Source organism: Enterobacter sp. 6722112 (genome assembly GCF_058661685.1).
Window position 1 is genome coordinate 1,324,197 of sequence record NZ_JBZWGR010000007.1, and the last position, 14,216, is coordinate 1,338,412.

11 protein-coding genes are annotated in these 14,216 nt (G+C 57.2%); 5 read left to right on the forward strand and 6 right to left on the reverse strand.

All coding sequences use genetic code 11. The features are described from left to right. Positions 1-191 precede the first annotated feature (191 nt). Positions 192-1,850: an ATP-dependent endonuclease gene (locus AC4OVU_RS07810; RefSeq protein WP_058700435.1), complete on the forward strand. Its 1,659-nt coding sequence runs from the start codon at positions 192-194 to the stop codon at positions 1,848-1,850. Here the strand turns inward: AC4OVU_RS07810 and AC4OVU_RS07815 are convergent. After that, positions 1,847-2,803, reverse strand: coding sequence for a VirK/YbjX family protein (locus AC4OVU_RS07815; protein WP_047746883.1), 957 nt, complete (start codon positions 2,801-2,803; stop codon positions 1,847-1,849). The genes AC4OVU_RS07810 and AC4OVU_RS07815 overlap by 4 nt on opposite strands. A gap of 159 nt (positions 2,804-2,962) precedes the next feature. Between AC4OVU_RS07815 and macA the strand changes: the two genes are divergently transcribed. Next, positions 2,963-4,078 (forward strand): macrolide transporter subunit MacA, encoded by a 1,116-nt coding sequence (macA, locus tag AC4OVU_RS07820; RefSeq protein ID WP_110292406.1) that lies wholly within the window; start codon positions 2,963-2,965, stop codon positions 4,076-4,078. Beyond that, a complete protein-coding gene (gene macB / locus AC4OVU_RS07825) occupies positions 4,075-6,015 on the forward strand; it encodes a macrolide ABC transporter ATP-binding protein/permease MacB (RefSeq protein ID WP_110292407.1) in 1,941 nt (646 codons plus the stop codon). The genes macA and macB overlap by 4 nt, the downstream gene beginning before the upstream one ends. A gap of 70 nt (positions 6,016-6,085) precedes the next feature. Here the strand turns inward: macB and cspD are convergent, their stop codons facing one another. After that, positions 6,086-6,307 carry a cold shock-like protein CspD gene (gene cspD, locus AC4OVU_RS07830; RefSeq protein WP_006809408.1) on the reverse strand — a complete coding sequence of 74 codons (222 nt, stop codon included), beginning with the start codon at positions 6,305-6,307 and terminating at the stop codon, positions 6,086-6,088. Positions 6,308-6,574: 267 nt separating this feature from the next. On the opposite strand from cspD, the gene clpS reads away from it, so the two are divergent. Then, positions 6,575-6,895, forward strand: a complete 321-nt coding sequence (gene clpS / locus AC4OVU_RS07835; RefSeq protein ID WP_006174393.1) for an ATP-dependent Clp protease adapter ClpS — start codon at positions 6,575-6,577, stop codon at positions 6,893-6,895. A 27-nt stretch (positions 6,896-6,922) separates the two neighbouring features. Further along, entirely contained in the window at positions 6,923-9,202 is a 2,280-nt protein-coding gene (gene clpA / locus AC4OVU_RS07840; RefSeq protein WP_006809407.1) for an ATP-dependent Clp protease ATP-binding subunit ClpA, read from the forward strand. Between the two features lie 204 nt (positions 9,203-9,406). Here clpA and infA read toward each other — a convergent pair whose 3' ends face one another. The 4 genes from infA to cydD form a co-directional block, all read right to left on the reverse strand. Then, positions 9,407-9,625 (reverse strand): translation initiation factor IF-1, encoded by a 219-nt coding sequence (infA, locus tag AC4OVU_RS07845; protein ID WP_002211347.1) that lies wholly within the window; start codon positions 9,623-9,625, stop codon positions 9,407-9,409. 284 nt (positions 9,626-9,909) lie between these two features. Then, positions 9,910-10,614, reverse strand: a complete 705-nt coding sequence (gene aat, locus AC4OVU_RS07850; RefSeq protein WP_040117448.1) for a leucyl/phenylalanyl-tRNA--protein transferase — start codon at positions 10,612-10,614, stop codon at positions 9,910-9,912. 45 nt (positions 10,615-10,659) lie between these two features. Then, complete coding sequence (gene cydC, locus AC4OVU_RS07855) at positions 10,660-12,381, reverse strand: heme ABC transporter ATP-binding protein/permease CydC (RefSeq protein ID WP_110292408.1); 1,722 nt, start codon at positions 12,379-12,381, stop codon at positions 10,660-10,662. Further along, positions 12,381-14,147 carry a heme ABC transporter permease/ATP-binding protein CydD gene (cydD, locus tag AC4OVU_RS07860; RefSeq protein WP_110292409.1) on the reverse strand — a complete coding sequence of 589 codons (1,767 nt, stop codon included), beginning with the start codon at positions 14,145-14,147 and terminating at the stop codon, positions 12,381-12,383. Before cydD ends, cydC begins: the two co-directional genes overlap by 1 nt. Positions 14,148-14,216 lie beyond the last annotated feature (69 nt).

The following is a 14,216-nucleotide window of genomic DNA, read 5'->3' on the forward strand; positions in this document are numbered from 1 at the left end:
ATCCCTTCGCCACTCAAATAAATTCACTAAATTTGATTTAAGGCAATGTGATGTCAATCCTTGTTCAGATCGGAGGTAATAAGAGCATAGCCCAATAATTAAGGGGGCGTATATTCTGCTGTCGTGACCCACAGCCTGCCGCTATACTGCTGATAACTTGAAGGAAAAAGTGGCCGAATTGCGGGGGATGTATGCTACTCGAACGTGTGGAGATTGTCGGGTTTCGCGGGATTAACCGCCTGTCGCTGCAACTGGAACAGAACAACGTCCTGATAGGCGAAAATGCCTGGGGTAAATCCAGCCTGCTGGATGCCCTGACGCTGCTACTTTCGCCCGAAGAGAACTTGTACCACTTCGTTCATGATGACTTCTGGTTTCCGCCGGGGGATGTCAACGGACGCGAGAAACACCTGCATATCATTCTGACCTTCCGCGAATCCGAGCCCGGTCGCCATCGCGTGCGTCGTTTTCGCCCTATGTCGCCCTGCTGGGTGCCCTGTGAAGATGGTTTCCAGCGTATTTTCTATCGCCTTGAGGGCGAAATGGCGCAAAACGACGGGGTGTTAACCCTGCGTGAATTTCTTGATGAGAAGGGAAATCCGATCCCGCTCGATAATATTGACGAGCTTGCCCGCCATCTTATCCGCCTCTCCCCCGTGCTGCGCTTACGAGACGCGCGCTTTATGCGGCGGATTCGTAACGGCACCGTGCCGAATACGCCCGAGGTGGAGGTGACCGCCCGCGAACTGGATTTCCTCGCCCGTGAACTGGTCTCACGGCCGCAGAACCTCACCGACGGCCAGATCCGTCAGGGACTGTCTGCCATGGTGCAACTGCTGGAGCACTATTTCTCCGAGCAGGGAACGGGGCAGGCGCGCCACCGTCTGATGCGTCGCCGCTCGCACGATGAACAACGAAGCTGGCGCTATCTCGATATTATCAACCGCATGATCGACCGCCCCGGCGGGCGCACGCATCGGGTGATCCTGCTGGGATTATTCTCCACGCTTTTACAGGCAAAAGGGACGGTGCGCCTGGATCGGGACGCGCGCCCGCTGCTGCTGGTGGAAGATCCGGAAACGCGGCTGCACCCGATTATGCTTTCCGTGGCGTGGCATCTTCTTAATTTGCTGCCGTTGCAGCGAGTCACCACCACGAATTCCGGAGAGCTGCTCTCTCTGACGCCGGTGGAGTATGTCTGCCGCCTGGTGCGTGAATCCTCGCGGGTCACCGCCTACCGGCTCGGGCCCGGCGGGTTAAATGCCGAAGATGGCCGACGAATTGCGTTTCATATCCGTTTTAACCGTGCCTCTTCCCTGTTTGCCCGCTGCTGGTTGCTGGTGGAAGGGGAAACGGAAACCTGGGTGATAAACGAGCTGGCTCGCCAGTGCGGACACCACTTTGATGCCGAAGGGATCAAAGTGATCGAATTTGCTCAGTCTGGCTTAAAACCGCTGATCAAATTTGCGCGCCGGATGGGGATAGAGTGGCACGTACTGGTGGATGGCGATGAGGCGGGTAAAAAATATGCGGCGACCGTGCGCAGCCTGCTCAATAACGATCGTGAAGAGGAGCGGGAACATCTGACCGCGCTGCCTGCGATGGACATGGAGCACTTTATGTACCGCCAGGGATTTGACGACGTCTTTCACCGCGTGGCGATGATCCCGGTAGATGTGCCCATGAATATGCGCCGGGTGATTGCCAAAGCTATCCATCGGTCGTCAAAACCGGATTTGGCCATTGAAGTTGCGACGGAAGCGGGCAGGCGAGGCGTGGAGTCGGTGCCCACGCTGCTGCGTAAAATGTTCTCCCGCGTCCTCTGGCTGGCTCGCGGGAGGGCCGATTAGCGGGCAGTCGCCTGCGAAACCTGTTGGATCAGGCTATCAAGCAGGGCATAGCGGCGGCGGTATTCGGACCGTTTTTTACTCGCAATCTCTTCCATCGGTTTGCGTGGCATGGTCAGTGGCAGGGCAAAGTTGCCGTTATCCTGCTGCTGTCCGCCAAGGGAGCGCCAGAAGCTGTCATAGTCAGCCAGCAATTTTCCCTCTTTTTTCTTGCGATAGCGCCAGCTGCGGTAGATGTGGGTGGCGTTACTCACCGCGAGGATCTGCTCGACCGGGAAGGCGCCTGCCAGCGTCATGACCGCTTCAACCAGCAGACGTTTTGGGAACAGTCCGTGACAGGCTTTGGTCGCCAGCTGAATGTGCTCGTGCGGGACATGCGCTTTCGCCCCCTGCATTCCGCCGATGAAGAGCGTTGGCTTGCCCTGGTATGTGCACAGCGTAAAGGTCAGCTCGGCCAGCACCGTGTTCTGGTGGTCGCAAAAAGTGAGGGTCGCTTCCCCTTCTTTGTCCAGAAACGCATCCGCGCTCAGGCGAACGCTAAACTGCTGCTCCTCTTTGCCCGTTAACGTCACCAGCGTGATGCCCTGGCTGGAGAGGTAGCCATTCAGCAGCGACGCCGGAAGATGGCGGCTCATCATCTCATAGTGATCGTTCAATGCGTCCAGCGTAGTCTGACGGCCCATATTGACGGTCAGCCACGGCCGGTGCAGGCGGCACGGCAGGCCGGGCTGCACGCGCAGGATCTGCATCAGACGGGGCTGTTTTGCAAGGTTTTCGAGCAGGCGCGCAGTGGTGAACGGCGTTGCCAGCGAGCGCAACATAAACTTACGTCGATAGGCCGGATTTTGCCACGCCAGCCCCGGCGTGAGGGAACCCGATGCCAGGCTTTTAAACAGTTGCCAGCCCGATTTAGGCTGGGGCAGCGTTGAATAAGGTGTATCGACGATGGAAGACATGTTAGATCCTGCTTCTGGTGGAATATCGCTATTTCAGCAGGCGCTTTATCAACATCGGGTAAACAATTCCCGACGATTACGGGGATCGGGGGTTTCGTTGAGGAGTGGTTTAGATAAAATCAACGGTGATGATAGCCAGAACAATTATTTGGAATATTTATGAACCTGAAGGGAAAACGCAGAAAGCTGTTTCTGCTGCTGGCGGTAGTGGTGTTAGCGGGCGGATTCTGGTTATGGAAGGTACTGAACGCGCCGGTACCACAGTATCAAACGCTGATTGTTCGTCCGGGCGAGCTGCAACAAAACGTGCTGGCGACGGGGAAACTGGATGCCCTACGTAAGGTTGACGTGGGCGCGCAGGTCAGCGGTCAGCTTAAAACCCTGTCAGTTGAGATTGGCGATAAGGTTAAAAAAGGCCAGCTGCTGGGCGTGATCGATCCTGAGCAGGCGCAAAACCAAATCCGCGAAGTGGAAGCGACGCTGATGGAGCTGCGCGCGCAGCGCGCGCAGGCTCAGGCGGAGCGTAATCTCGCTCAGGTCACCCTGACGCGCCAGCAGGCGCTGGCGAAAACGCAGGCTATCTCGAAACAGGATCTGGACACAGCCGCCACGGAGCTGGCGGTGAAGCAGGCGCAGATTGGCACCATCGATGCGCAAATCAAACGGAATCAGGCCTCGCTGGATACGGCGAAAACCAACCTCGATTACACGCAAATCGTTGCGCCAATGGCCGGGGAAGTGACGCAGATAACCACCCTGCAAGGCCAGACGGTCATCGCCGCGCAGCAGGCGCCGAACATCCTGACCCTGGCGGATATGAGCACCATGCTGGTGAAAGCCCAGGTATCCGAAGCGGACGTCATTCACCTTAAGCCGGGGCAGAAAGCCTGGTTTACGGTGCTGGGCGATCCGCAAACCCGCTATGAAGGGGTGCTGAAAGATATCCTGCCGACGCCGGAGAAGGTTAACGACGCCATCTTCTACTATGCGCGTTTTGAGGTGCCAAACCCGCAGGGCGTTCTGCGTCTGGAGATGACCGCCCAGGTGCATATCCAGCTGACCGGCGTGAAAAACGTGCTGACGGTTCCGCTCTCCGCGCTGGGTGAATCCGCCGGGGACAATCGCTACAAGGTGAAAGTGCTGCGCAACGGCGAAACCCGCGAGCGGGAAGTGGTGATTGGCGCACGTAACGACACCGATGTGGTGGTGGTAAAAGGGCTGGAAGAGGGTGAGGAAGTGGTCACCAGCGAAACCCTGCCCGGAGCCACGCCATGACGGCGCTGCTTGAGCTGAATGACATTCGTCGCAGCTATCCGTCCGGCGACGGGCCGGTGGAGGTGCTGAAGGGCATCTCCCTGCGCGTTGAAGCCGGTGAAATGGTGGCGATTGTCGGGGCGTCGGGCTCGGGTAAATCAACGCTGATGAACATTCTTGGCTGTCTGGATAAGCCCACCAGCGGCACCTATCGCGTGGCCGGGACGGATGTTTCCACCCTGGACGGCGACGCGCTGGCGAAGCTGCGTCGCGAGCATTTTGGCTTTATTTTTCAGCGTTACCATCTGCTTTCACACCTGAGCGCGGCGCAGAACGTGGAGGTGCCGGCGGTGTATGCGGGCGTCGAGCGCAAAAAACGCCTTGAACGTGCGAAGGCGCTGTTAACGCGTCTTGGGCTGGCGGAGCGTGTTGATTATCAGCCTTCGCAGCTTTCCGGCGGTCAGCAGCAGCGCGTGAGTATTGCCCGTGCGCTGATGAACGGCGGACAGGTGCTCCTCGCTGATGAGCCAACCGGTGCGCTCGACAGCCATTCCGGTGAAGAGGTGATGGCGATCCTGCATCAGCTGCGCGATCAGGGGCATACGGTGATTATTGTCACCCACGATCCGCAGGTGGCAGCGCAGGCGGAACGCATCATTGAGATCCACGACGGCGAGCTGGTCAGCAACCCGCCGCCACGTCAGTCCAGAGCGGCGGCGCCGAAAGAAGCCTTACCTGCGTCCACCGGCTGGGGACAGTTCTCCAGCGGCTTTCGTGAAGCGCTGACCATGGCCTGGCTGGCGATGGCGGCCAACAAAATGCGCACCCTGCTGACCATGCTCGGCATCATTATCGGTATTGCCTCGGTGGTGTCGATTGTGGTGGTGGGCGATGCGGCGAAACAGCTGGTGCTGGCGGATATTCGCGCCATCGGGACTAACACCATCGACGTTTACCCCGGCAAAGATTTTGGCGACGACGAGCCGCAGTATCAGCAGGCGCTGAAATACGACGATCTGGCGGCTATTCAGAAGCAGCCGTGGGTGAACTCCGCCACGCCTGCCGTGTCGCAAAACCTTCGTCTGCGCTACGGCAACATCGACGTGGCGGCCAGCGCTAACGGCGTCAGCGGAGATTACTTCAACGTCTACGGCATGACCTTCAGCGAAGGGGCGACCTTCAACGCGGAACAGCTGGCGGGCAGGGCGCAGGTGGTGGTGTTAGACGCTAACTCGCGCAGACAGCTTTTCCCCAATAAAACCCGTGTGGTGGGGGAAGTGATCCTGGTGGGTAACATGCCCGCCACGGTGATTGGTGTGGCGGAAGAGAAACAGTCCATGTTTGGCAGCAGCAAGATCCTGCGCGTCTGGCTGCCGTACAGCACCATTTCCGGGCGCATTATGGGACAGTCCTGGCTCAACTCCATTACCGTGCGAGTGAAAGAGGGCTACGACAGCGCGCTGGCGGAACAGCAGCTCGAGCGGCTGTTAACGTTGCGCCACGGGAAAAAGGATTTCTTCACCTGGAACATGGACGGCCTCTTGAAAACGGCCGAAAAGACCACACGTACTCTTCAGCTGTTCCTGACGCTGGTGGCGGTGATTTCGCTGGTCGTCGGCGGGATAGGGGTGATGAACATTATGCTGGTGTCGGTGACCGAACGTACGCGGGAGATCGGCATTCGCATGGCGGTCGGGGCCAGAGCCAGCGATGTGCTCCAGCAATTTTTGATTGAAGCGGTGCTGGTGTGTCTGGTGGGAGGCGCAATGGGGATTGCGCTCTCGATGATGATCGCCTTCGCGCTCCAGCTCTTTTTACCGGGGTGGGAGATTGGCTTCTCACCGATGGCGATCCTCACCGCGTTTTTGTGCTCCACCTTTACCGGCATTTTGTTTGGCTGGCTGCCGGCACGAAACGCGGCGCGGCTGGATCCGGTGGATGCGCTGGCGCGGGAATAACCCGAAAATAAAAATGCCAGCCGATCGGGCTGGCATTTTGCCTGCGGGGTGTACACAATGAATCAGAGAGCTATGCAACCGTTTCTGCTTCAACGGGCACGATAAGACTGGCGTGATTGCCTTTTGGCCCCTGGTGTACATCGAACCGGACGGACTGCCCGGCTTTGAGCGTCCTGTAACCATCCATCTGAATGGTGGAATAGTGAGCGAAGATATCCTCGCCGCCGCCTTCGGGGCAAATGAAGCCAAACCCCTTGGCGTTGTTGAACCACTTAACAGTACCCATTTCCATGCTTCGACATCCTTCGTAAATCTTATAAATTAAGATGGAATGAACCGGTGGTGGAGTGGGGGCTGTTCAAAACCTCGCCAACTCACGCTTGTACAATTTAGAGAAACGGAAGAAGCCGTCAAGCGTTTGGCGCTGGAGTTGGGACAATAATCAACCAAAATTTGAGGCAGTTAACGCTATTGCAACAGTTTGTGACAGACATCGCGGATGACAGTAATAGATGATTGTTATCTAACATCTGAGGTAGATTCAAAGTGGTTATGCATAATGGGTAAGACCAACGATTGGCTGGATTTTGACCAGCTGGCGGAAGATAAAGTGCGCGACGCGCTAAAACCGCCATCTATGTATAAAGTTATGTTAATGAACGATGATTACACGCCGATGGAATTTGTTATTGACGTGCTACAAAAGTTCTTTTCTTATGATGTTGAACGTGCAACGCAACTGATGCTTACCGTTCATTATCGTGGCAAAGCGATCTGCGGCATCTTTACTGCCGAGGTTGCGGAAACCAAAGTAGCGATGGTGAACGACTATGCAAGGGAGAACGAGCATCCGTTGCTGTGTACGCTGGAAAAGGCCTGATAAGGCATAAAATTGGGGGAGGTGCCTATGCTCAATCAAGAACTGGAACTCAGTTTAAACATGGCTTTCGCCAGAGCGCGTGAGCACCGACATGAGTTTATGACCGTCGAGCACCTGCTGCTCGCACTGCTTAGCAACCCATCTGCCCGCGAAGCGCTGGAAGCCTGCTCCGTGGATCTGGTGGCGCTACGTCAGGAACTCGAAGCCTTCATCGAACAAACTACACCGGTGCTGCCAGCCAGTGAAGAAGAGCGCGATACGCAGCCGACGCTCAGCTTCCAGCGGGTGTTGCAGCGCGCGGTTTTCCACGTCCAGTCTTCCGGACGTAGCGAAGTGACTGGCGCCAATGTCCTGGTCGCCATCTTCAGCGAGCAGGAGTCCCAGGCGGCCTACCTGCTGCGTAAACACGAAGTCAGCCGGCTCGACGTGGTCAACTTCATCTCTCACGGAACGCGAAAAGACGAGCCTAACCAGGCATCGGATCCCAGCGGACAGATCAACAGCAATGAAGAGCAAGCAGGCGGGGAGGATCGTATGGAAAACTTCACCACCAACCTTAACCAGCTTGCTCGCGTTGGCGGTATCGACCCGCTGATTGGCCGCGACAAAGAGCTGGAGCGTGCCATCCAGGTGCTGTGCCGCCGCCGTAAGAACAACCCGCTGCTGGTGGGGGAATCTGGCGTGGGTAAAACCGCGATTGCCGAAGGGCTGGCCTGGCGCATTGTGCAGGGCGACGTGCCGGAAGTGATTGCCGACTGCACCATCTACTCGCTGGATATTGGCTCGCTGCTGGCGGGCACCAAATACCGCGGTGATTTCGAAAAACGTTTCAAAGCGCTGTTAAAACAGCTGGAGCAGGACACCAACAGCATCCTGTTTATCGATGAGATCCACACCATCATCGGCGCAGGTGCGGCCTCCGGTGGCCAGGTGGATGCCGCTAACCTGATCAAACCGCTGCTCTCCAGCGGCAAGATCCGCGTGATGGGCTCCACGACGTACCAGGAGTTCAGCAACATCTTTGAGAAGGATCGTGCGCTGGCGCGTCGTTTCCAGAAAATCGACGTTACCGAGCCGTCGGTTGACGAAACGGTGCAGATCATCAACGGCCTGAAAACCAAGTACGAAGCACACCACGACGTGCGTTACACCGCGAAAGCGGTCCGTGCGGCGGTGGAACTGGCGGTGAAATACATCAACGATCGTCATCTGCCGGATAAAGCGATCGACGTGATTGATGAGGCGGGTGCGCGTGCACGCCTGATGCCAGCCAGCAAGCGTAAGAAAACTGTGAACGTGGCGGATATCGAGTCCGTGGTGGCCCGCATCGCGCGTATTCCTGAGAAGAGCGTTTCTCAGAGCGACCGTGATACGCTGCGCACCCTCGGCAATCGCCTGAAAATGCTGGTCTTTGGTCAGGATAAAGCCATTGAGGCCTTAACCGAAGCGATCAAGATGGCCCGTGCTGGCCTTGGGCATGACCACAAGCCTGTCGGTTCCTTCCTGTTCGCCGGCCCGACCGGGGTGGGTAAAACCGAGGTGACGGTTCAGCTCTCCAAAGCGCTGGGCATTGAGCTGCTGCGCTTTGATATGTCCGAGTATATGGAGCGTCATACCGTCAGCCGTTTGATTGGTGCGCCTCCGGGATACGTGGGCTTTGACCAGGGCGGCCTGCTTACGGACGCGGTTATCAAGCACCCGCACGCGGTACTGCTGCTCGATGAAATCGAGAAAGCGCACCCGGACGTATTCAACATCCTGTTGCAGGTGATGGACAACGGGACGCTGACCGATAACAACGGGCGCAAGGCCGATTTCCGCAACGTGGTGCTGGTGATGACCACCAACGCCGGGGTGCGGGAAACCGAGCGTAAATCCATCGGCCTGATCCACCAGGATAACAGCACCGATGCGATGGAAGAGATCAAGAAGATCTTCACGCCGGAGTTCCGTAACCGTCTGGACAACATTATCTGGTTCGATCATCTGTCTACCGAGGTGATTCATCAGGTGGTGGACAAGTTCATCGTCGAGTTGCAGGTTCAGCTGGATCAGAAAGGCGTGTCGCTGGAAGTGAGCCAGGAGGCCCGCAACTGGCTGGCTGAGAAAGGCTACGACCGTGCGATGGGCGCCCGTCCGATGGCGCGCGTGATTCAGGACAACCTGAAGAAACCGCTGGCGAACGAGCTGCTGTTTGGCTCGCTGGTGGACGGCGGCCAGGTAACGGTGGGGCTGGATCAGGCGAAGAACGAACTGACGTACGATTTCCAGAGTGCGGCGAAGCACAAGCCGGAAGCGGCTCACTGATTTTCTTTAGTGTAAAAGCCGGGTTTTTAACCCGGCTTTTTTGTGTCCGCTTTTCTCCCTCTCCCTGTGGGAGAGGGTCAGGGTGAGGGCATCAGACCGCACAAAAATACCTCTTCCTGAACAGCCACACTAAAGCCATAAATAAAAAAGGCCGGGATTGTCCCGACCTTTTAAATATTCATCTGCCATTACAGGCGAAAACAATTAGCGACTACGGAAGACAATGCGGCCTTTGCTCAGGTCGTACGGGGTCAGTTCAACAGTCACTTTGTCGCCCGTCAAAATGCGGATATAGTTTTTGCGCATTTTACCGGAGATGTGCGCAGTTACCACGTGACCGTTTTCCAGTTCTACGCGAAACATGGTATTAGGCAACGTATCAAGTACGGTACCCTGCATTTCAATATTGTCTTCTTTGGCCATCTAATCCTCTGGGGTATCACTACCAAGTTTTGAACCGGCAAGATAATGCCGAAATTCCTCAATTAAGTAAAGAATTGCGCGTTTAAAACGCAGCAAAACAGTCTCAGCGTATTGCCCAAGCGTCACGGTACAACCGAACGGAAAGCGCATTCGTAAAGGGGAGACGACAGGATAAACGTAAGGACGTTATCTGAAGCGAGGGTCCCAAACGGCGGCGGGGCAACAGGCAGAAGCTACTCTGCGGCGTAATTATAACACCCTCATAAAAAATATGCGGAAAACATTTAGGCATTGGGTATAAAGAGCGTTCTGGGAACCCAAAAATCGCGTGGTAGGGTCTCCTTTCGGCACTGTTCCAGGTGTTCGATATAGTGTCGGCGGGAGATTTCAACGGCGCCGAGCGAGGCGGTATGCTCATTCAGCACCTGACAATCCATTAACTGTCCTCCACGTCGGGCAAATTCCTGGCTAAAAACCAGCAGCGCGGTTTTCGACGCATTCGTGGCGCGGGAGAACATCGACTCGCCGCAGAACAGCGTACCCTGCGCCACGCCGTACATGCCCCCGACGAGGTCGTCGCCGCTCCACACTTCGATCGAATGCGCGTAACCCAGCTCATGAAGCTGGTGATAGGCGATAATGATATCGCGGGTTATCCAGGTGCCTTCGTGACGATCTTCAGCGCAGCCTTCGATAACCTGGCCGAAGGCGTGATTAAGCGTGACGCGAAAGGGTGATTTTGCATGAAAACGCTTCATGCTGCGACTCAGGTGAAACTGTCCAGGCCACAGCACGGCTCGCGGGTCGGGAGACCACCATAAGATCGGGTCGCCAGGAGAAAACCACGGAAAGATGCCGCGCTGGTAAGCCATTAAGAGCCGTGCCGGGCTGAGATCGCCGCCCAGAGCCAGCAAGCCGTTAGGTTCACGCAGCGCCCCCTCCGGAGAAGGGAACGCAATATTATGGCGAGAAAGCTGCACCAGGCGCATGACAACAGAACTCCAGTACGCGAGAGAGGACGCTACAAATATAGTCTACAGGCGCTGTTTAAACTGGTAGTAGCGACCTTGTTTTGCCAACAGCTCTGCGTGACTACCTTGCTCAATTATGTGTCCGTTGTCCATCACAATTATCTGATCGAAATTCACCAGCCCGCGCAGACGGTGCGTGACCATCAGCACGGTTTTACCTTTCATCACATTCGCCAGTAAATCAAGGATTTGGCTCTCTGTCGTGGCATCCAGTCCTTCTGTCGGTTCATCCAGCAGCATCAGCGGCGCATCGTGCAGCAGCGCACGCGCAATGGCCAGACGACGCAGTTCGCCGCCGGAAAGCTGTCGACCCCCTTCACCCAGCCAGCTGTTCAACCCGTCGTCTTCAAGCAGCTTGTGCAGCCCAACCTGCTCCAGCATTGCCCGCAGCGTATCGTCGGAGGCGTCTGGTGCCGCCAGAAGAAGATTATCGCGCAGCGTAGCGCTGAACAGATGCACCCGCTGGGGCACGACGCTGACCGTTTTACGCAAGGCCGCTTCGCTAAAACCAGACAGCGGAACGTCGTTAAACCGAATCTCGCCCTGCTGTGGGTCCCACGCGCGCGTGAGAAGTTGCAGAAGTGTCGATTTCCCACATCCCGTACGGCCAAGGATCGCAATGCGCTGCCCGGCATCAACAGAAAGGGTGATGTCTTCCAGCGCGTTTTGCGCCTGCTTGTCGTAGGTGAAAGTGACATTGCTGAGCGTCAGCGCGACCTGCTCTGGCACAGCGGTTTGACCCGCGCTGAACTTCACTTCCGGCTCCTGCTCGGCAATATCCGTAATGCGCAGCGCAGAGGCAATCACCTGGCCGAGATGCTGAAAGGCGCCCGTGACCGGGGCTAAGGCTTCAAAGGCTGCCAGGGCACAGAAAACAAACAGCGCAATCAGCGGGCCAGGCTGCGCGTTACCGCCCACGCCACCGGAGGCCATCCAGAGCATGGCGATAACGGCAATCCCACCAATTAACATCATCAGCGCCTGGGAGAACGCGGTCAGTTCAGACTGGCGCCGCTGGGCTTCATGCCAGTTCAGCTCCGTATTTTCCATGCGGGCGCGGTACCGTTTGCTGGCACCAAAAAGGGTGAGCTCGGCCTGTCCCTGCAACCAGGCGGTGAGCTGCTGGCGATATTCCCCTCGCAGGCGCGTCAGGTTTTCCCCGGTGGTTTTACCTGCACGATAAAACAGGGGCGGCAGAATAATCAGCGTCATCAGCATGATGCCGCCGAGCGTCAGTGCGATGGGAACATCCAGGAAACTCAACCCCAGCGTGACCACGACAATCACTACAAACGCGCCCACCATAGGTGAAATGACGCGCAGATAGAGGTGATCCAGCGTATCCACATCTGCGACCACGCGGTTGAGTAATTCGCCCTGTCGAAAACGTGCCAGCCCGGCAGGGGAGAGGGGCAGCAGTTTGCTGAAGGTGTAAATACGCAGGTGTTGCAGCACGCGGAAGGTCGCGTCGTGGCTGACCAGACGTTCGAAGTAGCGTCCGGCAGTTCGCGTAATCGCCGTGCCGCGCACCCCGGCGGCAGGCAGCATGTAGTTAAAGCTGTACAGCCCGGCAAAGCCTGCGGCCGCAGACGCGGAGAGGAACCAGCCGGAAAGCGTAAGCAGACCGATGCTGGCCAGCAGAGTAACGATCGCCAGCACGATCCCGAGCGTCAGCATCCATTTGTGGCGTTTATACAGTGCAAGATACGGAAGCAGGGCGCGCATCAGATATCCTCCTGACGGTTCGCCAGCAGGGTCGCAAACGGCCCCTGCGCGGCAACAAGCGCGGCGTAATCGCCTTGTTCAACAATGTGTCCGTTTTCCATCACCCAGATCTGATCCCAGTCGGCAATACCTTCCAGCTGGTGAGTCACCATCAGGGTGGTTTGCTGGCGTGAGGCTGCGTTAAGCGCATCCATCACGCGCTGCTCGCTATGAGCGTCCAGGCTGGCGGCGGGTTCGTCCAGCAGCATTAGCGAAGAGGGGTTCAGCAGCGCACGGGCAACCGCGACGCGCTGTGCCTGGCCTACTGACAGCCCGGCAGACTGATCGCCAATGACGGTATCGACACCCTGCGCAAGCAGCGGCAGAAACTCGCTGACCCAGGCGCGGTCGAGGACCGATTGCAGCTCATCTTCACGCGCATCCGGGCGTGCCAGCAGCACATTCTCGCGCAGCGTCGGAGCTGGCAGCTGCGGGTTTTGCCCCACCCAGCTCAGCTGTTTACGCCAGGCATCCGGATCGAGCTCGCGCAGCTCCGTTTTATTGATACGCAGCGATCCGGTGTACGCCATAAAACCTGACAGCGCATTCAACAGTGAGCTTTTACCTGAGCCGCTGGTACCCACCAGCACCACCCGTTGCCCGGCAGGCAGGGTAAAGTTCAGCGGACCGGCCAGTACTTTGCCTTCAGGCGACAGAACGGAAAAATCCTGTGCTTCAATGGTCACCGGATCGTTCGTATTCAGCGTTACCTCACCACGCTCCGGATGCGCCAGCGGCGTTTCCATAAAGGTTTTCAGGCTGTCGGCAGCGCCCACCGCTTGCGCTTTGGCATGGTAAAAGGTGCCGAGATCGCGAAGCGGCTGGAAAAATTCCGGGGCCAGGATCAGCGCCAGGAACCCGGCGGAGAGCGTGACCGTCGTACCGTAGTGGCCAAAGTCCAGCGCGCCGAGGTAGGAGAAGCCAAAGTAAACCGCCACCAGCGCAATCGACAGGGAGGTGAAAAATTCGAGCACGCCAGAAGAGAGAAAGGCCATGCGCAACACTTCCATGGTGCGCTGACGGAAATCCTGCGACGCCAGGCGAATGTTTTCGGTTTCCGCTTCACCACGACCGAAGATCCGCAGGGTTTCCATTCCGCGCAGACGGTCCAGGAAATGACCGCTCAACCGACCCAGCGCCAGGAAGTTACGACGGTTAGCATCTGCCGCGCCCATGCCGACCATCGCCATAAACAGCGGGATGAGCGGGGCGGTGCCCAGCAGGATCAACGCCGCCACCCAGTTAACAGGGAAGATGGCGATAACAATCATCAGGGGCACAAATACTGCCAGCGCCATCTGCGGAAGATAACGCGCGTAGTAATCGTGCATATCGTCGATTTGCTCAAGGATCAGCGTCGCCCAGCTACCAGCCGGTTTGCCCTGGATCCACGCAGGTCCGGCTTCCGAAAGCCGGTCGAGTACCTTGCGGCGAATCTCATAGCGGATGTGCTGCCCGGCGTGGAACCCAACCCGCTCGCGCAGCCAGACCACCCACGCACGCAGAACGAAAACCAGCACCAGAACGATAAACGGCAACAGCAGCGCTTCGCGCGGGATGTTCTCCATGATCATATGGTTGAGAATGCGGGCCAGCAGCCATGCCTGGGCAACAATCAACAGACCGCTGATGAATCCCAAAACGCGGGAAATCATAAGCCAGCGGCGGGACAGAACGCTTTGCTGTTTCAGCCAGCGGGTTAACTCTTGTTGACGGGTTTTTTCCATTGCGTACTTTGCAGGTGACGTTATAAGAAATTAGACCTCTGCATGTTACACGCGAGCAAAAATAAAGGC

Bases quoted from the DNA above. Each gene is read 5' to 3' on its own strand.
- AC4OVU_RS07810 (WP_058700435.1), top strand. From the start codon at position 192: ATGCTACTCGAACGTGTGGAGATTGTCGGGTTTCGCGGGATTAACCGC.
- AC4OVU_RS07815 (WP_047746883.1), bottom strand. From the start codon at position 2,803: ATGTCTTCCATCGTCGATACACCTTATTCAACGCTGCCCCAGCCTAAA.
- macA (WP_110292406.1), top strand. From the start codon at position 2,963: ATGAACCTGAAGGGAAAACGCAGAAAGCTGTTTCTGCTGCTGGCGGTA.
- macB (WP_110292407.1), top strand. From the start codon at position 4,075: ATGACGGCGCTGCTTGAGCTGAATGACATTCGTCGCAGCTATCCGTCC.
- cspD (WP_006809408.1), bottom strand. From the start codon at position 6,307: ATGGAAATGGGTACTGTTAAGTGGTTCAACAACGCCAAGGGGTTTGGC.
- clpS (WP_006174393.1), top strand. From the start codon at position 6,575: ATGGGTAAGACCAACGATTGGCTGGATTTTGACCAGCTGGCGGAAGAT.
- clpA (WP_006809407.1), top strand. From the start codon at position 6,923: ATGCTCAATCAAGAACTGGAACTCAGTTTAAACATGGCTTTCGCCAGA.
- infA (WP_002211347.1), bottom strand. From the start codon at position 9,625: ATGGCCAAAGAAGACAATATTGAAATGCAGGGTACCGTACTTGATACG.
- aat (WP_040117448.1), bottom strand. From the start codon at position 10,614: ATGCGCCTGGTGCAGCTTTCTCGCCATAATATTGCGTTCCCTTCTCCG.
- cydC (WP_110292408.1), bottom strand. From the start codon at position 12,381: ATGCGCGCCCTGCTTCCGTATCTTGCACTGTATAAACGCCACAAATGG.
- cydD (WP_110292409.1), bottom strand. From the start codon at position 14,147: ATGGAAAAAACCCGTCAACAAGAGTTAACCCGCTGGCTGAAACAGCAA.